This window comes from Paenibacillus sp. FSL W8-0186, assembly GCF_037969765.1.
GTDB lineage: Bacteria > Bacillota > Bacilli > Paenibacillales > Paenibacillaceae > Fontibacillus > Fontibacillus woosongensis.
On the sequence record NZ_CP150207.1, the window covers coordinates 4,220,659 to 4,242,500 of the forward strand.

The following is a 21,842-nucleotide window of genomic DNA, read 5'->3' on the forward strand; positions in this document are numbered from 1 at the left end:
TAACCCTCCTGAAACACGTTATTACCATGAAGACGGCGAAGCCGCGTCCTTCATCGAGACGCGGCTTCGCTCCTGCCATGCAAACGGCAAACCGTCGCTTAGGACGCTTTGGCCGGTTTGTTTTTTTGCTTGCTCTTAAGCACAAACCACAGCGGGCTGGCAATAAAGATCGAGGAATACGCCCCGAACAACAACCCGATAACCATGGCCAGCGAGAACATCCTGATCGACGCTCCTCCCAACAGGAGCAGGAATAAAGCGGCAATAAATACGGTCAAAGCGGTATACAGTGACCGCATAATGGTTTGGGATACGCTCTTGTTTACGAGATCGATCAAATCCTGGCGTGTCTTCTGTTTGGCAAACCGCAGGTTTTCCCGAATCCGGTCAAAGATAACGATCGTATCATTAATCGAATAACCAATGATGGTGAGCACCGCAATAATAAAGGTCAAATCTACCTCTAAGCGGAAGATGGAGAAGATCGTCACCACCATAAAGGCATCATGCAGCAAGGCGACAATGGCAGCGATCGCAAAGCGCCATTCAAACCTGATGCCGACATAAACAATAATCCCGAGGCTCGAGAGCAGTACAGCCCATATCGCATTTGCCGCCAGCTCCTTCGCCATTTCCGGATCGACGGTATTGATTTCCATGGATGCACCGCTGTCGAGCTTCAGTATCTCGCCCTTCAATTGGTGATCCTGATCCTCGTTCAATACCTCATCGAAGCGGATCGACATCCGGTCTACGCCCGGCGTGATTTTCGATCCTTCCAGAACCCCGATATTCTCCAAAATGGGCTCGATTTGTTCTGAAGTCACGTTCTTCGTGAACGAAATGTCGACATTGGAACCGGCTTTGAAATCGACGCTATAATTGAGGCCGAACACAGCCAATGAGATGAAGCCAATAATCGTTAGTATGATGGAAAATGTGTAGCAGCGCTTGCTAATATGCACAAAATCCAAATGCAATAATTTATTTTTAAAGCTCACCAATTTCACTCTCCTTTACACCGAAATATTTCGGCTTCCGCAGCTTGCCCGCTTTAAGCAGCAGGTTGAGCAGGAAACGGATAAAATAAATATTGGTGGCAATGCTGAGCACGATTTCAACGATCAGGACAAGGGCGAAACCTCTGACCGCTCCTGTCCCGAAAATATACATTACGATCGCTACAATGATCGTTGTAATGTTCGAGTCCATGATCGTCCGGAACGAGTGCTTTCCCCCTGCCTTCACGGCAGACAGGATGCTCTTGCCTTGACGCATTTCCTCCTTGATCCGCTCATTGGTAATAATGTTGGCGTCGACCGCCATGCCGACCCCGAGGACGATAGCCGCAATCCCCGGAAGCGTTAGCGTAAATTCTGCAAAATTAAAGACCACGATAAGCAGCCATGTGTGCAGAATCAAGCCAAAGCTGGCCAGCAGACCCGGAACGCGATACAACCAAATCATGAAGACCAATATGAACAAAGAGGCAACCAAACCCGCCTGGATCGTCTGATAGAGGGACTGCTTTCCTAGCGTCGCGCCGACGCTCTGCGAGTATTTCTCCGTTAATTTAAGCGGCAGGGCGCCGCGGTTGATCTCATCCTTTAGATCATTCGCTTCCTCGCGTGTGTAATTTCCGCTGATTGAAGCCGTTCCGTCTCTTAATACGGCCCGAACAACAGGGGCTGACAGCAAATCATCGTCAAGGAAAATAGCCAGCTCCTTACCCAGCAGCCGCTCGGTGATTTGGGCGAAATTGTCTTTATCCTTCAGCTTGATCGCGATTTCCGGCTGGTTAAGCTGATTGAACTGTACTGATGCCCCGCCTTCGACGAAGTCCGTGCCGACCAATTCGATTTTGTTAAATTGCTCGGGACTCGTCTCCGTTCCATCCTTGCTGCGGAACGTCAAAGTCGATGGCTTCTTCATCAGCTTTCGGACTTCATTCTCGTCGGTGACGCCAGCAAGCTTCAGACGGATCCGGTTCGTTCCTTCCGTTGTGACCTCCGGCTCGCTTGTACCAAGCTGATTAGCGCGTTTCTCTAAGCTTTGGGCCGTTTTGAGCAGTGACTCCTTCGTAACTTTTGCTCCGGCTTCAAATGGCTCGGCTTCGTACAAAATCTCGAATCCGCCCTTCAAATCCAGGCCAAGACGTACATCTCGAAGCAGACCAGGGCTTGTCCAAGCCATGATTGCCGTTAAGACGACCACGACGGTTATGAATGCGATGAGTCTTTTCATCCCGTACCTCGTTCCCCTTTCGAATTCTCAATATTCCTATTATAGCGATGCAGGAAAAGAGCGTCAATTTATCAAATATTGTCGGTTTTATTAACTCTTCCCTAGAGAACAAAAAAAGAAATCCCGATTTCCTAGAAACGGGACCCACGAAATGCAGATAACGTCATATAGTTCATGAACTGGGTAGATTTGAGCGAAAGGATATCGTTAACCAATTGGTGAAGTTCGGGGTATCCTTCTTTCTCATATTTATGACTGACGCAGTTCCAAATGTCCGATACGGTTACATGCTCATAACCGATAAGCCGGAATTCCTCCACTTTGCTGCGGCATAGAGCTTCGATCGTTTCATTTAACTGCTTCTCGGCGAATTCCTGATGATTCATTTCATGATGCCCCTTTCCTGCGAGGTGAGCTGTCATTAAAGTAATTCTACCCTTCTTCCGTGATTCCTGCTTCCTTGTTCCGGTTGATTGACGGTTCTCCAGACGCTTGGCAAAAAAGAGCTGTCATGAATCCGGACAGGTTCTGCATATTCATAAATATATCAGACAAGACGTCATAGTAAAATGCTTATTCCGGGAAAGAGGGAATCATTTTGAATAAACAGACCTTTATCCAAGGAACCATGATCCTGCTTGTCGCGGGTATCGTCAATCGCATTCTCGGCTTCATTCCCCGCATCCTTCTCCCCCGAATCATCGGCGCCGAAGGCGTGGGCCTCTATCAGTTAGGGTACCCTTTCTTCCTCGTTCTGGTCACCATCATTACCGGGGGCATACCTCTAGCCGTCGCTAAGCTGATCGCGGAAGCGGAGTCGTCCGGCCAGCCAGGCCGATCGGCGGCAATACTGCGGACGAGCCTGGTTTTTACAGCAGGGGCGGGGTTGATCTTTACCATCGCCAGCCTGGTGGGCGCGCCGTGGATCAGCCGCTATGTCCTGCCGGATTCCCGGGTATACCATACCTTTCTCGCCATGAGCCCGATGATCGTGATTGTCGCCGTGTCCTCCGTATTTCGCGGCTATTTCCAAGGCAAGCAAAATATGATTCCTTCCGCGAGCTCATCAATTATGGAAACCATAGGACGGATCATATGCGTGCTGTGGTTCTCTTATCTGATGCTGCCTATGGGCGTTGCATACGGAGCTGCCGGGGCGATGCTCGGAGTAGCCGCCGGAGAAGTGGTCGGCATGGCGGTCATTCTATGGCACTATTGGCGCGCCCGCCGCAAAGAGATAAAGGCGCCGCCTGCGGGAGCAGCCGCAGCCCCGGCTATGGATCCGGGTAAGGGATCAAGCCTGAACCCGGATGCAGGACGCTGGTCTTTCTCTACCTTGAAGCGCATTCTCCGGATAGCAGTACCGGTTACAGGAGGCCGCCTCGTCGGCTCGCTGTCTTATTTGCTGGAATCGATCACCACCGCTCAAAGCCTCGCGATAGCCGGCATTACTACAGCGATTGCCACGGCCCAATATGGGTCGCTGCAAGGCATGGTGATCCCTTTGCTGCTGCTGCCAGGAGCGCTCACATCGTCGCTCGCCGTTTCCCTCGTCCCTTCCCTGGCTGAGGCCCAGGCACGTGGGGATATGCGTACGATCCATCTGAGGCTCCATCAATCTCTGCGGCTGGCTCTCGTTACAGGGGGACCCTTCGCGGCGTTGATGTATGTCCTGGCCGAGCCTTTATGCCTGCTTATATATAACAATGCAGATATCGCCGGAATGCTCAAAATCATGGCCCCGTTCGCCCTGTTCCTATACGCCCAATCGCCCCTGCAGGCTGCCCTGCAAGCGCTCGACAAGCCGGGACGCGCTCTGCTGAACACCTTAATCGGAGCAATTATCAAAATATCGCTCATCCTCTATCTGGCATCCAATCCAAGCTTGGGCATTTACGGAGCAATTATCGCCATCATCGCCAACTTTGCTGTCGTGACGCTGCTGCATGGCTACAGCGTATCGCGAGAACTGCGCTATCGTATTCCTTATCTCGATGTTATCAAAGTGATTTGCGGAATGATCATCATGGCCGCTGCGGCCACTTATATTTATCACGAACTGCCGATCAGCCCGCTTCCGGAAGTTCAGCTTGTCTTAGCCGCGTTCATTTCGGGGCTGCTCTATCTCGTACTGGCAGGAGCCATGGGACTGATCGATCTTCAGGATCTCCGCCGGCTGCCGCTGCTGCGCAGATGGTTCCGCTAGCTAAGGGTCCTGCATTAAATTGATATACAGCTTCCCTTGATGATCGATGGAACAAAAAAATATTTCCTTGAATTCCTTGACGCCCCTGGCTTGAATTTGATTTTTTAGCCAAAATCGCGTTTTGCCGATCTGCTCCAAATTGCGGTCCTGAACCTTGCCATCCATAATGAGGGACAAAGGAATTTCTTCATATCTTATTCTAGGAACCACCGGTTTGCTGGCTCGCTCGGCTGCAGCGCTGCCTTGTACGTAGCGTCCGCTCCGGGTTCCTTCTTTTTTTGGCATAACGCTCAATTGGCCGCTAGTCTCGAGTACAGCAAATTCAACATCCGCCACATTATCTATATTATTGGCTCGCAGCTGCATGAGCAGGTCGTCAAGATTATAACGCTGCCTTCTCATCTCCTCCCGGTTGATCCGGCCGTCCTGAATAATTACGCTGGGCTTGCCGTCAAACAGAGATCTCACCCCCCGGCTGTGCAAAGACACTTTGGCAATCGCCATTTGTATTAGCAGCAAAGTAATCATGGGAACAATGCCTTCATACAGGGGGCGTTTCATATCCTCGATCGCGAATACCGCGATTTCGGCAATCATGACCGAAATGACCAAGTCGAAGATGGACAGCTCCCCGATCTCTCTTTTTCCCATAATGCGCATGACAACAAACGCAGTAATATACATGAGCACGGTCCGAAGTATAAGCGAAGCGAGATGTATGGTCATCAGGTTCCCTCCATCACATTTAATCAGATACGGTCAGAACGATTAGTACAAATATTGTGACCTTCTTCCCGCTGACCCATGCGAACGTCAAACCGCTTAATTTGCGGCGGGACATGCATTTTTTGCTAGTCCGGTACTCGTTCGCGGCAAGCAAACCTGTACTAAACCTGCAAGCTTGACCATACAATGATGATAATAAATGAATAGGAGGAACGAGTTATGGATTTCTTCCGACGATTGGGATCAATTCGACTTTCCCATCCCACCTTGTCTGGCATATGGTACGCTTTCCTGTGGATGATGATCGGGGCGCTGATTTTATCTCTGCTGCTGCAATCCGGTTCGCTGGAGGAGCACAATCTTACCTGGCCGATTTACATCGTGCATGCCGCTGCTCTGTTATTTGGGGGACTTACCTCAGGGAAGCGGGCTGGGCAGAAGGGCTGGTATCAGGGGGCTCTTACCGGAATATTGTACGGCCTTCTGGTATTGTGCATCAGCTTTCTGGCCCTGGATAATTCGCCGGGGCTAAACGATTTCACTTTACTTCTTCCTGCCTTATTGATCGGGGCTCTAGGAGGGATGTTCGGAGTCAATTTGCATAAAAAAAGATAGGGTACTGCTTCGAGCAACAAAAAAAGAGCCTGCAACAGGCTCTTTTCTCATTTAGATGGGCGCTTCGTCCATTACTTGGATTCGGAAGCCTTCTCTGTGCTTACGCTATGGCTGATCGCGTTGCGTTCAAACGTCAGCTTCGTCGCATCATTCACGAGAAGTACCACGTTATCATCCGTCAACGAAACGATTGTACCGTGCAGACCGCCGATGGTGACGATCTTGTCCCCTTTCTTGAGCGCTCTCAGCATTTCATTGCGTGATTGCTGCTTCTTCTTCTGAGGACGAATCAACAGAAAATAGAACACGATAAACATGATCGCGAACGGAACAACCAGGGAAATGATTGGATTCGCCGCACCTGATCCTGCCGCTGCTGCATACTGGAACATGGATATCCCCCTTTCGCTGAATAATTGCTGTTCTTAGAATCCCTTATCATTGCCAAACAGACCATACCGCTCGAAGAACTCATCCCGGAAATCGAGCAGCCTGTCTTCCATAATTGCCTGACGAACTTGACGCATCAGGTTAATTAAGAAATACAGGTTGTGATATGTAGTCAGCCGAAGACCGAATGTCTCATCACTTTTGATCAAGTGCCGCAAGTAAGCCCGGGAGTAATTACGGCAAGTGTAGCAATCGCACTCCGGATCGAGCGGCCCGAAATCTCTTGCATATTGAGCGTTGCGCACCACCAGTCTGCCTTGGCTCGTCATCGTTGTGCCATTGCGGGCAATCCTGGTCGGCAGCACGCAGTCAAACATATCGATTCCCCGGATGGAGCCTTCAATCAACGCATCGGGCGATCCTACCCCCATCAAATAACGGGGCTTGTCTGCCGGGAGTAAAGGTACCGTATAATCGAGCACCTCATACATCAAATGCTTAGGCTCACCAACACTCAGTCCACCAATAGCATACCCCGGAAAATCCAGGGAAGTCAAATCCTTCGCGCTCTGTTTGCGCAAGTCTTCGAACATGCCGCCTTGGACGATCCCGAATAAGCCTTGATCATGCGGGCGGGCATGGCTTTTCAGACAGCGCTCGGCCCAGCGGGTCGTACGTTCAAGCGATTTTTTAACATAATCATGCTCAGCCGGGTAAGGCGCACATTCGTCAAAGGCCATCATAATATCCGAGCCCAACGCGTTTTGGATTTCCATCGCGACTTCGGGAGACAGGAACAGCTTGTCACCGTTCAGGTGCGAGCGGAAGTGCACGCCCTCTTCCGTAATCTTCCGCATTTCACTGAGTGAGAACACCTGAAATCCGCCGCTGTCGGTCAAGATCGGACGATCCCAATTCATGAATTTATGCAGTCCGCCTGCTTCACGAATAATGTCATGCCCGGGCCTCAGAAACAAATGATACGTGTTGCTCAATATAATTTGCGCATTCATTTCCTTAAGTTCTTCCGGGCTCATCGTCTTAACTGTGGCTAGCGTTCCGACCGGCATAAAAATCGGCGTTTCAATCACGCCGTGCGGGGTATGCACCCGACCGAGCCTTGCGCCCGACTGCTTGCACGTCTTAATGTGTTCGTAAGTTATTGCTGCTGCCAATATCATCAACCATCCTCTTAACCTTAATAAATAAACATGGCATCCCCGAAGCTGAAGAAGCGGTATTGGTGCTCGACGGCTTCACGGTATGCGTTGAGCAGGCGCTCTCGTCCGGCCAGAGCGCTGACCAGCATGACCAATGTCGACTTGGGCAAGTGAAAATTAGTAAGCAGCGCATCCACCAGTTTGAATTCATAGCCGGGATAAATAAATATGCCTGTCCAGCCGCTCATCGCGGTGACCGGACCTTCCTGGCATTTATCCGCCACCGTCTCCAGCGTGCGGGCGGAAGTCGTGCCGACGGCAATAATTCGCCCGCCCCGCTGTCTTGTCGCATTCAGCAGCTCAGCCGTCTCTTCGGACAGAATGTAATATTCCTCATGCATGACATGATCCTCTACCCGCTCGACCGACATCGGCCGAAAGGTTCCAAGGCCTACATGCAGCGTTATAAAAGCAATGTCCACGCCTTTAGCCTGTACCTGCTCCAGCAGCTCATTCGTGAAATGCAGACCGGCAGTCGGTGCGGCGGCTGACCCTTCATGCTTCGAATATACAGTCTGGTAACGTTCGCGGTCGTCGAGCTTCTCCTTAATGTACGGAGGAAGCGGCATCTGGCCTAGCCGGTCCAGGATTTCATTAAAGATGCCCTCATAGGAAAAGGAAAGCACGCGCTCCCCCATATCCCCTTCGCTCTCAATCGTAGCTGTCAGTTCGTCTCCGAAAGTGATTACAGCGCCGGTCTTCAGTTTTTTGCCGGGCTTGACCAGCGCTTCCCACCGGTCGTCCCCTAAGTTCTTAAGCAGGAGAACCTCGGCCTTGGCCCCTGTATCCCGCTTGGCGCCAAAGAGTCTGGCCGGAATTACCCGTGTATCATTCAATACCAGCGTATCTCCAGGCTGCAAGTAGTTCAATATCTCTGGAAACATATGGTGCCGTACCTCACCGGTGGCCTTATTCAAAGAAAGCAGCCGGGATGCGGTACGATCGGCGAGCGGTGTCTGGGCGATCAATTCTTCCGGCAGTTCAAAATCATATAAGTCAACATTCATACGATGCAATCATTCCTTAACGATAGTTACGTTCTGATAATAGTGTTGCAAAATGGATATATAATCATACCCTGCATCAGCCATTCCCTTGGCCCCCCATTGGGATAAGCCAAGTCCATGCCCATTGCCGCGTCCCACGAAGAGGAAACGGTTCGTCTGATCAACGGCCCGGGCCGCGCCGTCCGCTCCCATGACGACCATGCTGCCGCCGCTCCAGTTGCTAACGCCTGATGAAGACAGCACTGGCGTGCCGGAGGACGCTGTCCCGGTGGACATAGCTCCGCCTGCGCTTTGTACAGTATACCTACCGGTAGCCGCAATATCAAACAGTGTGCTTGGGAGCCCGCCAAAAGCAGAACGGAATAAATCCGGATAACGCACATCGAGGATCTGCCCATTGGCTTTGATCTGCGTTGCGCGTCCAGAAGGCCCGCGCTGCGTGATCTCCAAATTGACGATCGGGGAAGGGGCTTCGGTCGCCGTTCTGCCCTTCAGCGACTTTAACAGCTCATCCGAGCTGTAGGGGCCGCGTATCCACGCGTATGAGCTGGACTCCTCAACGAGGCCAAGGACAACCGCCTGATCGCCTGGATTCATTTGCGCCACCGGGCTGACATCCGCTTGGATCAACGGAATCGGACGGACATTTGTTGCGTTTGCCGTTACCGTCATTTGGTTCAGGCCCGCTGCTGTCTTTCCTCCCGTAAGCTTTACGTTATCTTCCCTTACGTATCCCGTTTTACCCGAAGGCAGCAGCACATGATACCATGATTTCAACCCTGCCTGCGCCGCCTTGTCCCCATCGCTCGGCATGCTGCCAAACGTCGCGTTCGGGTTGCTCCATACTTCGGTCGAATCGGCCGTCATGCCCCCGCTATTGGAGGAGAAAATGGCTTCCACAATCCGGCCATTCGATTTTATAACCTCGCCGGCTGTGCTGTCCACGGCTTGTTTGATGCTGTCAACTTCCTTATCAACTCCATTGTATACCTGGCTTAAGGTTGTATCTACCAGTCCCGCGACGTTGAACTTATTGCCGGCTGCATGGTAAAGCGCATAGCTCCGGGCTGCAACCGCCTGCGCCTTCAAGGACTCCTGCGGCCAGGAGCTAGGCACCTCTGCAGCGACGACCGAATACAAATATTGCTCCAGCGGAACGTCGTTTACGAGGGCAAGCTGGCCGTTTACGCTGCTGATTTCGAAATCCCCGCGAAATTTACGGGCTGATCTCTCGGCCACCTGAATAACGGAATCCTCGCTATCCCGCACGAGTAGCTTCGTATTTGCGCCGCTGACCGCATAATGGTCAACCGCTATTGGGGAAGCCGCTTCCCCGGTAACATCGCGATACGCAATCAGCGCAGGGGCCTGAACATCCACCGGTGATAAATTCAATTGCGGCTGCTGCTGAAGAATCTGTCCCTTCAGGGCAGCCAATGCCGAATCGTTAACGGCTCCGCCGACCCATACCGCATATTGGCTGGCACCCACAACAGCGACCTTGACTTCTATCCCTGGCAGGCTTAACGATTGGCGGTAAGCCTCCGCTTCCGCTTTGCTTCCAAACAAGCCTGCGGAGTAATAGTATCCCCCATGGATGGTCGGCTGTGCTCCTCCCAACTGTCCGGCCAGCGCCTGGGTCACGCGGGTTACCGCTCCAGATGCCTCTTCTGCGCTGGCATAAGGCCCGGTATACACTTGATATACCGTTCCGCCCGCTTGCTCGGTGACAACCGCCACCGGCTTGTCCGTTCCGCTCTGCAGCTTCTTGACGGCTGCCGAGACCATTTGCCAGTCAGCGCTTTCCAGCGCTTTGACTTTAATCCCGTCCACGCTAAAGCGTACCGTCTGGCCCGGGGTGAAATCCAGCCAGCTCTCAAAGCCGCCGTCTTTTTGCGGACCTACCTGCCACGCCGATTCCGCAGTCAGGCTCACCGCCGGCACTATCGATTTATACGTGCTGCCTAAGTCCAGGAACATGGCGACGCGAACTCGCGTGTCCGGCATTGCATCCGCGCCGGCTGGCGTCTGGAATAAGCCGCCCAGCAATGCTGCACTCAATAGAGCCGCTGCCCACTTCGAGCCCCTGTTTTTTTGTCCTCGTCTCGGTCTAGGAATAATCACGCTCTGTATCCTCCTCATCAACGTGTAATGCCGTCAGTTGGTTTCTCTTCTTAAGAATCTGCAGGCATGGGCAGCCCCAGATGCTGATAAGCCGCCGGAGTTGCCACTCTGCCGCGCGGTGTACGCTGCAAATAACCGATTTGGAGCAGGTATGGCTCGTATACGTCCTCGATCGTCTGGCTTTCTTCCCCGATCGTCGCGGCGATCGTATCCAGTCCGACAGGCCCGCCCCGAAAATTCGTAATCATCGCCCGAAGCATCTTATGGTCGATCAAATCAAGACCCATAGGATCAACTTGCAGCCGCTGCAAAGCTTCCTTGGCAATATCGGTAGTAATATGGCCGTCAGCGCGCACCTGAGCGAAATCCCGCACCCGCTTGAGGAGCCGGTTGGCAATCCGCGGCGTTCCCCGTGAGCGAAGCGCGATCTCGTCGGCTGCGTCCCCGATAATATCGATGCCAAAAATATCTGCGCCGCGGCTTACGATATAGCTGAGCTCCTCCACCGTATAGAACTCCAGACGGTTCACCACGCCAAAACGGTCGCGCAGCGGCGCTGACAGCAGTCCCGCTCTCGTGGTAGCGCCGATCAGCGTAAACGGCGGCAAATCGAGCCTTACGGACCTTGCACTCGGCCCCTTGCCGATCATAATATCCAGGGCGAAATCCTCCATCGCCGGATACAGCACCTCTTCCACCGTCCGATGCAGCCGATGGATTTCATCGATGAAGAGAACGTCCCCTTCCTGCAAGTTCGTCAGCAGAGCGGCCAAATCCCCTGGCCGCTCGATCGCCGGACCTGATGTCGTCCGCAGGTTGACGCCAAGCTCATTGGCGATAATATTGGCCAGCGTCGTCTTTCCAAGGCCTGGCGGTCCGTACAACAGGACGTGATCCAGTGCTTCGTTGCGCATTTTTGCGGCTTCGATATATATTTTCAAGTTGTCCTTGATTTGGCTCTGTCCGATATATTCCGCTAAATAACGGGGACGAAGACTAAGCTCCACGGCCTGCTCTTCCATCATCAAATTCGCGGATATAATCCGGTCTTCCATCGCTAACCTGCTCCTTCCCCTCTAGCCCAAGATCAGCCTGCATACAGCAGCTTGAGCGCTTTTTTCATCACCGAATCCACCTCTTCGGCAGGCTTGATCGAATCCTTTAGCTGGTGCCATACACGATCAAGCTCGGCGTCTGTATAACCAAGCGCCTTTAGTCCTTCCCTGGCCTCCGGCCAGCCTGGGTTCAGCCCATCCAGACCGTCCAGATCCGCCGGCGCCTCGTCGAACAGCGAAGGCCCGCCCAGGCCGTCCAGCTTGTCCTTCAGATCGAGGATCATCCGCTGCGCCGTCTTCTTCCCGATTCCCGGCAGCTTGGTCAGAAACGTAATGTTCTCCTGCTGGATGGCAGCTACGACATGCTCCGGCTGTCCCCCGCTTAAAATGCCGAGCGCCACCCGCGGCCCGATCCCGGATACTTCGATCAGCTTGCGGAACAGCCTCTGCTCCTCCCGCGTCGGAAAGCCGTATAGCAGGATAGCATCCTCCCGTACGTGATGATGGGTGTACACCGTCGTCTGCTCGTTTTTGGCAGCAAACACATAGGGGTTCGGGCAATAAATTCGGTACCCAATTCCCTGAACGTCCAACACGACATAGTCGTTTTCCAAATGAGCCACCTGGCCCCTAACAAAATCAATCATGTCCTCAATACCTCGTTCAATTTCGAATTTAATGTATAAGAATGGGCATGACAAATCGCTACGGCCAGCGCATCCGCCACATCATCCGGCTTCGGGATCGCCTGCAGCTTCAGGAACATTTTTGTCATTTCCTGCACCTGCCTCTTCTCCGCTTTGCCGTATCCTACCATCGCTTGTTTGATCTGCATTGGCGTATACTCCGAAATCGGCAAATTGCGCTGTGCCGCAGCCAATACGAGTACGCCTCGCGCCTGGCTGACTGACATGGCAGTAGTCACGTTCCGGTTGAAGAACAGCTTCTCCAGCGCTACGGCGTCAGGTTGGTATTTGTCGATAAGCTGAACCATGGCTTCATAGACATGAAGCAGCCTTTCTTCCTCTGGCGTATGCGCCTCTGTCTGAATGCAGCCGTATTGTACGGGAACGCATTTGCTGCCTTGTTTATCAATAAAGCCGAAACCGACGATGGCGATGCCCGGGTCAATCCCTAATATTCGCAACCTCTATCTCTCCCCATGTTTGTTTACAGCTCCATATTCCTGAAGGAGCTCCCTTGCGGAAGCGAAGCCTATGTCCAGATAACCGAACATATGTATTCACTTATTATAGCAAAAGAATGAGGACTGTTGAGGAAAATCTTTGTAGAACTTTGTCAGCGGCAACAAAAAAGAGACGTTTAGACAACGCCTCTTGGCATGATAGTATATACGCTTTATTCATCCTTTTGTTGCATGACCTTCCTGGCCGGCATGGCTGCAAATTCGCTGAATGTTGACAGTACGCTGTTGTACTCGTCCAAATCCTGTATGCGGATGCCCTGATGCAGGTGCAGCAGTACGTCAGGTGGCAGAGAGCTTTCCATCGTCTCTACGTCTAATTGGAAAAAGGTTTTAAGCACCTTCTCTTTATCCGGAGGTCCCTCGAACAGACTGAGATTCCCCTGCTGGTCGATCCCGAAGTATCCGTTGCTTCTGCACATCTCCGACAGCTCATTGATCTGCTGCTCAAACCAGACGTCTCCTTGGGCATCCAGGCTTCCCTGCCAGCCTGGATTAGCGCGATATATTTCAATGACTTCATCGGGACTTAAGGTTCCCAGGACGGAACTCTCTTCTCCGCATGCATATATTTTGTTTAAATGAACGGTTCGCCGCTGCCTGCTTCGGCTCAATTGTTCGATCCAGGCTGGTTCCAAATCAGTCTCCTTGCCTGCGCCTATAGCCGCTTCCCTGATGATTCCCAGCGTTTCCAGAGCAATCGGCTCTTTGGCCATCAATTGCTCCATTTGATTGGACAACATTAGTCCGAGCCAAGTCATCATGGTGACCAGCCCGCAGCCGCCAATCGTCCAAATAGCGCGTCTCCATCTTCTCCACCGGCGCCTCAGCTGCTTTTTGATACGGAAGATATTCACTGGTATCCCCTTCTATCGGTCGATATTTACTGTTATTGTGACCGGACGGGGATTGAAATATACAGAACATAAAGAAGCAGCCACTCTAAAGAATGGCTGCTTCTTTGTCATATCGGGACGACACGATTCGAACATGCGACCCCCTGGTCCCAAACCAGGTGCTCTACCAAGCTGAGCTACGTCCCGATGTCAAGCAATTCATAAATGATTTCTTGTGGTGATTCCTTTTTGGGTCACTTCTAAGATAATATCACTTGGAACCAAATATGTCAACACTTTATTTTTCAACCATCAATCAAAGTCAAGGAAGATGCTGCTTCATGCAGACGGCCTCCTTGGATTTTTTATGTTTACACCTATACGGCTTCAGTATGTAAAGTTAGTCGGATTAAAGGCTAAAACGGCAAAGCGAAAACTGTTCATGATTTGCAAATGAAGGTAATGCCATGATAGCATGTCAATCAATGGATTGTTTCAAATATCCAGAAGGCTTCATTTAGGTCAATCCATAATTTCAAGTAGGAACACTGGAGGTGCATAAATGCTAATAGTAAACCGAGATGACGAGCGTCCTATCTGGCAGCAACTTCTGGACCAAGCAATCCACAATATTACAACCGGAAAATGGCCGCCTGGCGAATTGCTGCTGCCATCCCGCGAGCTCGCTCTATTGATCGGCGTATCCCGTTCAACTATACAGATTGTTTACGAGGAGTTATACAGCCGCGGATATACCGTAACCTCTCGTCGCGGCGGAACAAGAGTTAGCGAATGGACATATGCTACTCAACCTTCAGAGGAAACTGCGGCTCAAGGACCAATCCAACCCGAATTGCCTTTATTAAATGCTGCAATCGGCCATTTACACAGTTGGTTCGGAGACAGGGACGAGCGAAAAGTAGAAATAGACTTCACACCCCATGAGCCTTATTTAGACGAACATTTTCAAAAGAATTGGAGGCAATCATTTTTGCAGGCCTCGTCAGAAGCAGATTTAGACCATTGGTCTTACGGCGATGCCTATGGATTCCGGCCGCTAAGAGAACAGATTCAACGTCATTTATCGCTTGAACGGGGGATCCATGTAGATATCGATCAAATCATATTAACCTCAGGCGCACAACACAGCATCGATTTGATCGCCCAGGCTCTTTTACATGAAGGAGAAACGGTTTCGGTTGAAGACCCCGGCTTCCCTGCTGCCTGGATGGCGATGAAGTATCGGCGTATGCAAGTTGTCCCCGTTCCGGTCGACGAATACGGACTATGCGTAGACCGCATTCACCCCGGATCCAAACTTGTGTTTGTTACGCCATCGCACCAGTGCGCAGTTGGGGTTATTATGTCGGAACCCCGCAGGCAACAATTGTTGCATATGGCTGCTGAGCAGCGGTTCTGGATTGTCGAGGATGATTATGACAGCGAATTTCGATATCGCGGTGATCCGCTTCCAACCTTGTTCAGTCAACAACCTCAGAATACATTATATATGATGAGTTTTTCCAAAATGATTGCTCCCGGGATTCGGATATCAGCAATCATCGGCCCCAGAGAGGCCATCCGTCAGCTTGCCCAGATCCATGAATTAACCTATCGTCATCTTCCGATTATGGAGCAATTAACGCTTGCTCATTTTATTAAACATGGCCATTTCATGCGCCATATGAGACGTGTTCGAAATGTATACCGGCGCAGACACGCAGCCATGACAAAGGCCATCAATGCTTCAGGTCTCAGTGAATATTTCACTCTTAGCGGCGTAGAAACGGGGCTGCATATGCTTCTTGAAGCTCATAAATCGTTTGACGAGGAAAAAGTGACGAGCCTGGTGTTAGAAAAGGGAATCCGTGTTTATCCGCTTAGCAGGTATTGTTTGGAAAGCGGTCGAAAAGGATGGGTATTGGGTTTTGCTAAAGTAGATGAAGCAGCCATTGAAGAAGGCATTTATCGGTTGGCGGGGATGCTTATATAATACAGCAATCCCGCCATTCCCACTGTATACGCTTTAAGAAATCACGTTCTTGAGATTCTCTTCAATTAGATGACTGATATCTTCTCCCCCGCTTCTTTGAGTAGAAATTTTCATAGCTCCTTGTCCCCCCCTATCTCTGCACATTGTTAAATTAGACAAAGGAAACTTCCCGTACCCGTTTGATTTCCGGTATCGCAAATAAGGATTCCATCACATTCTTGGAAGCTTTTTTGTCGTTTTTTAATATCATGACCGCTGAACCGCCAACTTCGTTGCGCCCGACTTGCATCGTGGCAATATTTATACCGCTTTCTCCAAGCAATGTTCCAACACGCCCAATGAGGCCTGGCTTATCCATCTGTGAAATGAGCAAAACATATCCTTCAGGTGATATATCAACCGGGTATGGCCCGATCCGGACAAGACGCTCCCCAACGCCGGGCACAGCAGAGCCTGTCACCCATCTCTCCTCGATTGTCGTCTTTAGTCGAATCGTAATCTCGCTGGACAAGCTTCGGGTTGACAGGGATTTTCGGACCTCAAAGTGAATGTCGCGGTTCTTCGCCAAGTGAATGGCATTGACAATATTAACTTGTTCTGCACCAAGATGGTGAGATAGTACGCCCTTTAGCACATAAGGGATCAATGATGACGTATCCAGATCGGCAAGTTCCCCTGCACACTCCACCGTGACTTCACGCACGGAACCATCGGTCATCTGGGCAAGCGCTTTTCCCAGTTGCTCGCACAATGTTAAGTAAGGTTGTAATTTGTTCAGCAGATCGGTTGATACGGCCGGTATATTGACAGCATTTTTAAATGGTTCATGTCGCAGCACATGAATAACTTGTTCGGAAACACCGAGGGCAACATTCTCTTGTGCTTCCAAAGTAGATGCACCCAAGTGCGGGGTAACAATCATTTTAGGATGCCTTAGAAATGGGTGATCCGGTGCTGGAGGCTCATGCTCGAACACATCAAAAGCGGCGCCTGCCACAATACCTTCGTCGAGTGCTTCAACAAGAGCCGCTTCGTCAATAATTCCCCCGCGGGCACAGTTGATCATTCGCATTCCCCGTTTCATGACGTCGAATTGCGGTTTGGCAATCATATGGCGCGTATTATTCGTTAGCGGCGTATGAACCGTCATAAAATCAGCAGTTCGCAGGATTTCATCTAAGGTTGCCAGCTTAATACCCAGTTTATTAGCCCTTTCTTCCGATAGAAAGGGATCGTGACCGATAACGGTCATCCCAAACGCCGCTGCGCGTTTGGCCACTTCGATCCCGATCCGGCCGAGCCCGAGTACACCGAGTATCTTGTTTTGCAATTCAACGCCAACGAATGTTTTACGATCCCACAGCCCGGCAATCGTCTTGGCATAGGCTTGCGGTATATGCCGGGCCAACGCCATCATCATCGCAAAGGTATGTTCGCACGTCGTAACCGTATTGCCGTCGGGTGCATTGATCACGATAATCCCTCGGCTCGTTGCGGCATCCAAATCAATGTTGTCCACACCGACTCCAGCCCGGCCAATGACTTTCAAATGAACCCCGGCCTCTATAACACGACGAGTGACTTTCGTTTGAGAACGAACGAGCAGCGCATCATAGGGACGAATGATAGAGATAAGTTCCTCCTCACTCAATCCTGTTATTTGGGTGACCTTCACATCTTCAGCACGCATCAGTTGCTGCAATCCAAAATGACTTATCGGGTCTGATACCAATACATTAAACATCGACCTTCCTCCTTCTCTATGTGAAGACTCTACGGCAGTTAAATTGTCGGCTTGATCAGTGATTGATTCAGCCTGTCTAACATTGCATGGATGAAGAGCACTATGCTAGTATAGCAATTGTTGGACTGGTTAAATACATCCAAAATCGATATGTTTAAGCAATCCAATAGTGAGCTATCGCTCAGCAGTTAGGGGTACCCATTTTCACTGTGCACCGACTTTGGGCGGATGAATCGTTTGACGAGGAAACGAGGGCCCTATGGGCACCCTGTAGGCGGAATTCGCGTGCATCAACTCCATTTCTATTGTTAGAGAATAAACCAAAGGGTGGGTATAGGGTTTTGCTAAGGAGAAGAGGGACTAATTGAGAAAGGGATGTACCGACTTGCTGAAACAATCTTATAGAATTTATGGGGAAAATATAATAGAGCCCCCGTCTTTGTAATCAAGACCCGTGGCTCTGTTGAAATGTTTATTGATTTATCCTCTACACAGTTTTTCCAGGTTCAAACATTTTTTCTTCATCCATCGGATTTTCTTTCGCGGTGATATGATGGGGATCAATTCGGTACACTTGAACCGGACCACCGAATACGGCTGATCGGTATTTATCTACATGCTGCTGGGGTAACGGCCGATTATAGTAACCAGGCACATATTTATAAATCATTTCTTGCAGCATATGTGTAGCTTCATTCAGATCGACGATCGGCTGTGCCTTGCCAAAAATCATTACACTCATATACGCTGTGTCCGTCTTGGCTGGCACCGGATCAGTAATCGTTCCATATTCTTCACAAACCGTAAAGCAGACCTCCGGATTCACACTCATAACCTGATTCCGTCTCCCACCGGTGGCCCCATGGAAATAAAGCTTTCCATCTAACCAAACAAAATTGAGCGGAACAACATACGGCAGATGGCCATCAACCATTCCAAGATGTCCAATTCGAGCTTGCTGCAGAAATGTCTCAATCTTGCTCTTGTCCAACACTTCCCTTGCCTTGTAACGTACTCCATCCATTGGTTTCACTCCTACTGTACTGATGTATTATTATGTAAGTCTATCAGCCATTGGAGTGAATATAAACGTCCATAATTACAGAGATACAGCAATCCATATTTAATAGTAAACAATAAAAAAAGCTCATTAGAGAATATCTCCAATGAACTCTTTTAGCTAATACCGGTGAGAGGACTCGAACCTCCACGGGTCTCCCCATTCGATTTTGAGTCGAACGCGTCTGCCATTCCGCCACACCGGCATATCATATGCAAATAAAAAATGGCACGCCCTGAGAGATTCGAACTCCCGACCTTTTGATTCGTAGTCAAACGCTCTATCCAGCTGAGCTAAGGGCGCAAAATATATATGGAGCGGACGACGGGAATCGAACCCGCGACCCTCGCCTTGGCAAGGCGATGCTCTACCGCTGAGCCACGTCCGCATTTCATGGTGCGCGTGGAGGGACTTGAACCCCCACATCCGAAGACGCTAGATCCTAAGTCTAGTGCGTCTGCCAATTCCGCCACACGCGCAACCTTTAAAAGTGAGCCATGAAGGACTCGAACCTTCGACACCCTGATTAAAAGTCAGGTGCTCTACCAACTGAGCTAATGGCTCAAAATAATACTGAAACTTCAACAAATCCTTAATGGATTATCATCCCTTGTTCAGAGATGTAATGGCGGAGCCGACGGGATTCGAACCCGCGGTCTCCTGCGTGACAGGCAGGCATGTTAGGCCTCTACACCACGGCTCCACACTAGGTAATGCAATTGCGGGGACAGGATTTGAACCTGCGACCTTCGGGTTATGAGCCCGACGAGCTACCGAGCTGCTCCACCCCGCGTCAGTAATAAATTTTATATGGTGGAGGCTAACGGGATCGAACCGCTGACCCTCTGCTTGTAAGGCAGATGCTCTCCCAGCTGAGCTAAGCCTCCATAATACTTTTGATGAAAGTGGTGACCCGTAGGGGATACTCTCATTTCGTTCGAGACTGCGATGTTATTGCTAACGACGCTTAATCTCCGACGAACCCCCAAGGGATTCTCATCCCTAATGATGCTTGTAATGAAAGTGGTGACCCGTAGGGGATTCGAACCCCTGTTACCTCCGTGAAAGGGAGGTGTCTTAACCCCTTGACCAACGGGCCATATGGCTCCCCGAACAGGACTCGAACCTGTGACAACTCGATTAACAGTCGAGTGCTCTACCGACTGAGCTATCAGGGAACATCCGCTTGGCGACGTCCTACTCTCCCAGGACCCTGCGGTCCAAGTACCATCGGCGCTGGAGGGCTTAACGGTCGTGTTCGAGATGGGTACGTGTGGAACCCCTCCGCCATTGCCACCAAACGTGCTCAGATGAATTGATCACCTGAAAACTGGATACGAAACTTCATTTGCGTGTTAGCCCCAATGTTGGGGTATTTTGGATAAGCCCTCGACCGATTAGTACCTGTCAGCTCCATACATTGCTGCACTTCCACCTCAGGCCTATCAACCTCGTCGTCTTCAAGGGGTCTTACTAATTGGGAAATCTCATCTTGAGGAGGGCTTCACGCTTAGATGCTTTCAGCGTTTATCCCATCCGCACGTAGCTACCCAGCTATGCTCCTGGCGGAACAACTGGTGCACCAGCGGTGCGTCCATCCCGGTCCTCTCGTACTAAGGACAGCTCCTCTCAAATTTCCTACGCCCACGACAGATAGGGACCGAACTGTCTCACGACGTTCTGAACCCAGCTCGCGTACCGCTTTAATGGGCGAACAGCCCAACCCTTGGGACCTACTTCAGCCCCAGGATGCGATGAGCCGACATCGAGGTGCCAAACCTCCCCGTCGATGTGGACTCTTGGGGGAGATAAGCCTGTTATCCCCAGGGTAGCTTTTATCCGTTGAGCGATGGCCCTTCCATGCGGTACCACCGGATCACTAAGCCCGACTTTCGTCCCTGCTCGACTTGTCAGTCTCGCAGTCAAGCTCCCTTTTGCCTTTGCACTCTGCGAATGATTTCCAACCATTCTGAGGGAACCTTGGGGCGCCTCCGTTACTCTTTAGGAGGCGACCGCCCCAGTCAAACTACCCACCTGACACTGTCCCCGAACCGGATCACGGTCCTAGGTTAGAACTTCGATACGATCAGGGTGGTATCCCAACGATGCCTCCACCGAAGCTGGCGCTCCGGATTCTTAGGCTCCCACCTATCCTGTACAAATCGCATCAAAGTTCAATATCAAGCTGTAGTAAAGCTCCATGGGGTCTTTCCGTCTTGTCGCGGGTAACCTGCATCTTCACAGGTATTAAAATTTCACCGGATCTCTCGTTGAGACAGCGCCCAAGTCGTTACGCCATTCGTGCGGGTCAGAATTTACCTGACAAGGAATTTCGCTACCTTAGGACCGTTATAGTTACGGCCGCCGTTTACTGGGGCTTCGGTTCACAGCTTCGGGATTGCTCCCTAACCGCTCCCCTTAACCTTCCAGCACCGGGCAGGCGTCAGCCCGTATACTTCGCCTTACGGCTTCGCACAGACCTGTGTTTTTGCTAAACAGTCGCTTGGGCCTTTTCACTGCGGCCCCCTCGTGCTATTCACACTACCGGGGCACCCCTTCTCCCAAAGTTACGGGGTCATTTTGCCGAGTTCCTTAACGAGAGTTCTTCCGCGCGCCTTAGAATTCTCTTCTCGCCTACCTGTGTCGGTTTGCGGTACGGGCACCTTCTCCTGGCTAGAGGCTTTTCTTGGCAGTGTGAGATCATGACCTTCGGTACTGTAAATTTTCCCTCCCCATCACAGCCCAGCCTTAACGATGTGCGGATTTGCCTACACATCAGCCTCACTGCTTGGACGAGCATCCATCAGCTCGCGTCACTACCCTACTGCGTCACCCCATCGCTCATAGCGGATTACGGTGGTACAGGAATTTCAACCTGTTGTCCTTCGACTACGCCTTTCGGCCTCGCCTTAGGTCCCGACTTACCCTGAGCGGACGAACCTTCCTCAGGAAACCTTGGGCTTTCGGCGGATCAGATTCTCACTGATCTTTTCGTTACTCATACCGGCATTCTCACTTGTATGCAGTCCACCAGTCCTTCCGGTCCAACTTCAATCCGCATACAACGCTCCCCTACCCCTGATGCAATGCATCAAGCCATAGCTTCGGTGGTGTGTTTAGCCCCGTTACATTTTCGGCGCAGAGTCACTCGACCAGTGAGCTATTACGCACTCTTTAAATGGTGGCTGCTTCTAAGCCAACATCCTGGTTGTCTGTGCAACTCCACATCCTTTCCCACTTAACACACACTTGGGGACCTTAGCTGATGGTCTGGGCTGTTTCCCTCTTGACAATGGATCTTAGCACTCACTGTCTGACTCCCGGTTATAAGTCCATGGCATTCGGAGTTTGACTGAGCTTGGTAACCCTTGGCGGGCCCCGCACCCAATCAGTGCTCTACCTCCACGACTCTATTCAC

Annotated in this window: 17 protein-coding genes, 11 tRNA genes and 2 rRNA genes (1 of these 30 running past the window's edge); 3 read left to right on the top strand and 27 right to left on the bottom strand. The window is 51.0% G+C overall.

Translation table 11 applies throughout. The features are described 5' to 3' along the window. Window positions 1-98: 98 nt before the first annotated feature. From secF to MKX50_RS18815, 3 genes are all read right to left on the bottom strand, one after another. The gene (secF, locus tag MKX50_RS18805) at window positions 99-1,001 is read right to left on the bottom strand and encodes a protein translocase subunit SecF (RefSeq protein WP_213589555.1); all 903 of its coding nucleotides are present in this window, start codon (window positions 999-1,001) and stop codon (window positions 99-101) included. After that, a complete protein-coding gene (secD, locus tag MKX50_RS18810) occupies window positions 991-2,244 on the bottom strand; it encodes a protein translocase subunit SecD (protein WP_213589553.1) in 1,254 nt (417 codons plus the stop codon). The genes secF and secD overlap by 11 nt, the downstream gene beginning before the upstream one ends. A gap of 131 nt (window positions 2,245-2,375) precedes the next feature. Then, a complete protein-coding gene (locus tag MKX50_RS18815; protein WP_213589551.1) occupies window positions 2,376-2,630 on the bottom strand; it encodes a post-transcriptional regulator in 255 nt (84 codons plus the stop codon). Between the two features lie 212 nt (window positions 2,631-2,842). Between MKX50_RS18815 and spoVB the strand changes: the two genes are divergently transcribed. Further along, a complete protein-coding gene (spoVB, locus tag MKX50_RS18820) occupies window positions 2,843-4,450 on the top strand; it encodes a stage V sporulation protein B (RefSeq protein ID WP_213589549.1) in 1,608 nt (535 codons plus the stop codon). On the opposite strand, the gene MKX50_RS18825 is transcribed toward spoVB, so the two are convergent. Continuing rightward, the gene (locus MKX50_RS18825) at window positions 4,451-5,176 is read right to left on the bottom strand and encodes a DUF421 domain-containing protein (protein ID WP_213589547.1); all 726 of its coding nucleotides are present in this window, start codon (window positions 5,174-5,176) and stop codon (window positions 4,451-4,453) included. Window positions 5,177-5,395: 219 nt separating this feature from the next. On the opposite strand from MKX50_RS18825, the gene MKX50_RS18830 reads away from it, so the two are divergent. After that, the gene (locus MKX50_RS18830; protein WP_283925524.1) at window positions 5,396-5,791 is read left to right on the top strand and encodes a TIGR04086 family membrane protein; all 396 of its coding nucleotides are present in this window, start codon (window positions 5,396-5,398) and stop codon (window positions 5,789-5,791) included. Between the two features lie 71 nt (window positions 5,792-5,862). On the opposite strand, the gene yajC is transcribed toward MKX50_RS18830, so the two are convergent. From yajC to MKX50_RS18875, 9 genes are all read right to left on the bottom strand, one after another. Further along, a complete protein-coding gene (yajC, locus tag MKX50_RS18835; protein ID WP_155610777.1) occupies window positions 5,863-6,183 on the bottom strand; it encodes a preprotein translocase subunit YajC in 321 nt (106 codons plus the stop codon). Window positions 6,184-6,216: 33 nt separating this feature from the next. Beyond that, on the bottom strand, window positions 6,217-7,356 hold the full coding sequence (tgt, locus tag MKX50_RS18840; RefSeq protein WP_213590665.1) for a tRNA guanosine(34) transglycosylase Tgt: 1,140 nt from the start codon (window positions 7,354-7,356) through the stop codon (window positions 6,217-6,219). A 23-nt stretch (window positions 7,357-7,379) separates the two neighbouring features. Then, complete coding sequence (gene queA / locus MKX50_RS18845) at window positions 7,380-8,408, bottom strand: tRNA preQ1(34) S-adenosylmethionine ribosyltransferase-isomerase QueA (protein WP_213589544.1); 1,029 nt, start codon at window positions 8,406-8,408, stop codon at window positions 7,380-7,382. A gap of 9 nt (window positions 8,409-8,417) precedes the next feature. Then, window positions 8,418-10,532 (bottom strand): SpoIID/LytB domain-containing protein, encoded by a 2,115-nt coding sequence (locus MKX50_RS18850; RefSeq protein WP_339157575.1) that lies wholly within the window; start codon window positions 10,530-10,532, stop codon window positions 8,418-8,420. Window positions 10,533-10,582: 50 nt separating this feature from the next. Next, entirely contained in the window at window positions 10,583-11,587 is a 1,005-nt protein-coding gene (gene ruvB / locus MKX50_RS18855; protein WP_155610781.1) for a Holliday junction branch migration DNA helicase RuvB, read from the bottom strand. A 32-nt stretch (window positions 11,588-11,619) separates the two neighbouring features. Beyond that, window positions 11,620-12,234, bottom strand: a complete 615-nt coding sequence (gene ruvA, locus MKX50_RS18860; RefSeq protein ID WP_213589540.1) for a Holliday junction branch migration protein RuvA — start codon at window positions 12,232-12,234, stop codon at window positions 11,620-11,622. Next, a complete protein-coding gene (gene ruvC, locus MKX50_RS18865; RefSeq protein WP_213589538.1) occupies window positions 12,231-12,734 on the bottom strand; it encodes a crossover junction endodeoxyribonuclease RuvC in 504 nt (167 codons plus the stop codon). The genes ruvA and ruvC overlap by 4 nt, the downstream gene beginning before the upstream one ends. A gap of 212 nt (window positions 12,735-12,946) precedes the next feature. Further along, window positions 12,947-13,648, bottom strand: coding sequence for a BofC C-terminal domain-containing protein (locus MKX50_RS18870; RefSeq protein WP_213589536.1), 702 nt, complete (start codon window positions 13,646-13,648; stop codon window positions 12,947-12,949). Between the two features lie 112 nt (window positions 13,649-13,760). After that, window positions 13,761-13,834, bottom strand: a tRNA-Pro gene (locus MKX50_RS18875). A 355-nt stretch (window positions 13,835-14,189) separates the two neighbouring features. Between MKX50_RS18875 and MKX50_RS18880 the strand changes: the two genes are divergently transcribed. After that, window positions 14,190-15,620, top strand: coding sequence for a PLP-dependent aminotransferase family protein (locus MKX50_RS18880; protein ID WP_339157576.1), 1,431 nt, complete (start codon window positions 14,190-14,192; stop codon window positions 15,618-15,620). Window positions 15,621-15,771: 151 nt separating this feature from the next. On the opposite strand, the gene serA is transcribed toward MKX50_RS18880, so the two are convergent. From serA to MKX50_RS18950, 14 genes are all read right to left on the bottom strand, one after another. Beyond that, a complete protein-coding gene (gene serA, locus MKX50_RS18885) occupies window positions 15,772-17,364 on the bottom strand; it encodes a phosphoglycerate dehydrogenase (RefSeq protein WP_213589532.1) in 1,593 nt (530 codons plus the stop codon). 487 nt (window positions 17,365-17,851) lie between these two features. Beyond that, window positions 17,852-18,388: a pyridoxamine 5'-phosphate oxidase family protein gene (locus MKX50_RS18890; protein ID WP_339157577.1), complete on the bottom strand. Its 537-nt coding sequence runs from the start codon at window positions 18,386-18,388 to the stop codon at window positions 17,852-17,854. Window positions 18,389-18,548: 160 nt separating this feature from the next. After that, window positions 18,549-18,629, bottom strand: a tRNA-Leu gene (locus MKX50_RS18895). Between the two features lie 21 nt (window positions 18,630-18,650). Further along, a tRNA-Arg gene (locus MKX50_RS18900) sits at window positions 18,651-18,727 on the bottom strand. A 10-nt stretch (window positions 18,728-18,737) separates the two neighbouring features. After that, window positions 18,738-18,812, bottom strand: a tRNA-Gly gene (locus MKX50_RS18905). Between the two features lie 6 nt (window positions 18,813-18,818). After that, window positions 18,819-18,903 (bottom strand) — tRNA-Leu (locus tag MKX50_RS18910). A gap of 12 nt (window positions 18,904-18,915) precedes the next feature. After that, window positions 18,916-18,988: transfer RNA gene (locus MKX50_RS18915), tRNA-Lys, on the bottom strand. A 62-nt stretch (window positions 18,989-19,050) separates the two neighbouring features. Next, a tRNA-Asp gene (locus MKX50_RS18920) sits at window positions 19,051-19,127 on the bottom strand. A 16-nt stretch (window positions 19,128-19,143) separates the two neighbouring features. Continuing rightward, window positions 19,144-19,217: transfer RNA gene (locus tag MKX50_RS18925), tRNA-Met, on the bottom strand. An 18-nt stretch (window positions 19,218-19,235) separates the two neighbouring features. Continuing rightward, window positions 19,236-19,311, bottom strand: a tRNA-Val gene (locus MKX50_RS18930). A gap of 137 nt (window positions 19,312-19,448) precedes the next feature. Beyond that, a tRNA-Glu gene (locus MKX50_RS18935) sits at window positions 19,449-19,523 on the bottom strand. A 3-nt stretch (window positions 19,524-19,526) separates the two neighbouring features. Continuing rightward, a tRNA-Asn gene (locus MKX50_RS18940) sits at window positions 19,527-19,602 on the bottom strand. A 6-nt stretch (window positions 19,603-19,608) separates the two neighbouring features. Then, window positions 19,609-19,725 (bottom strand): 5S ribosomal RNA (gene rrf / locus MKX50_RS18945). A gap of 76 nt (window positions 19,726-19,801) precedes the next feature. Beyond that, a 23S ribosomal RNA gene (locus MKX50_RS18950) occupies window positions 19,802-21,842 on the bottom strand (it continues 890 nt past the right edge of the window).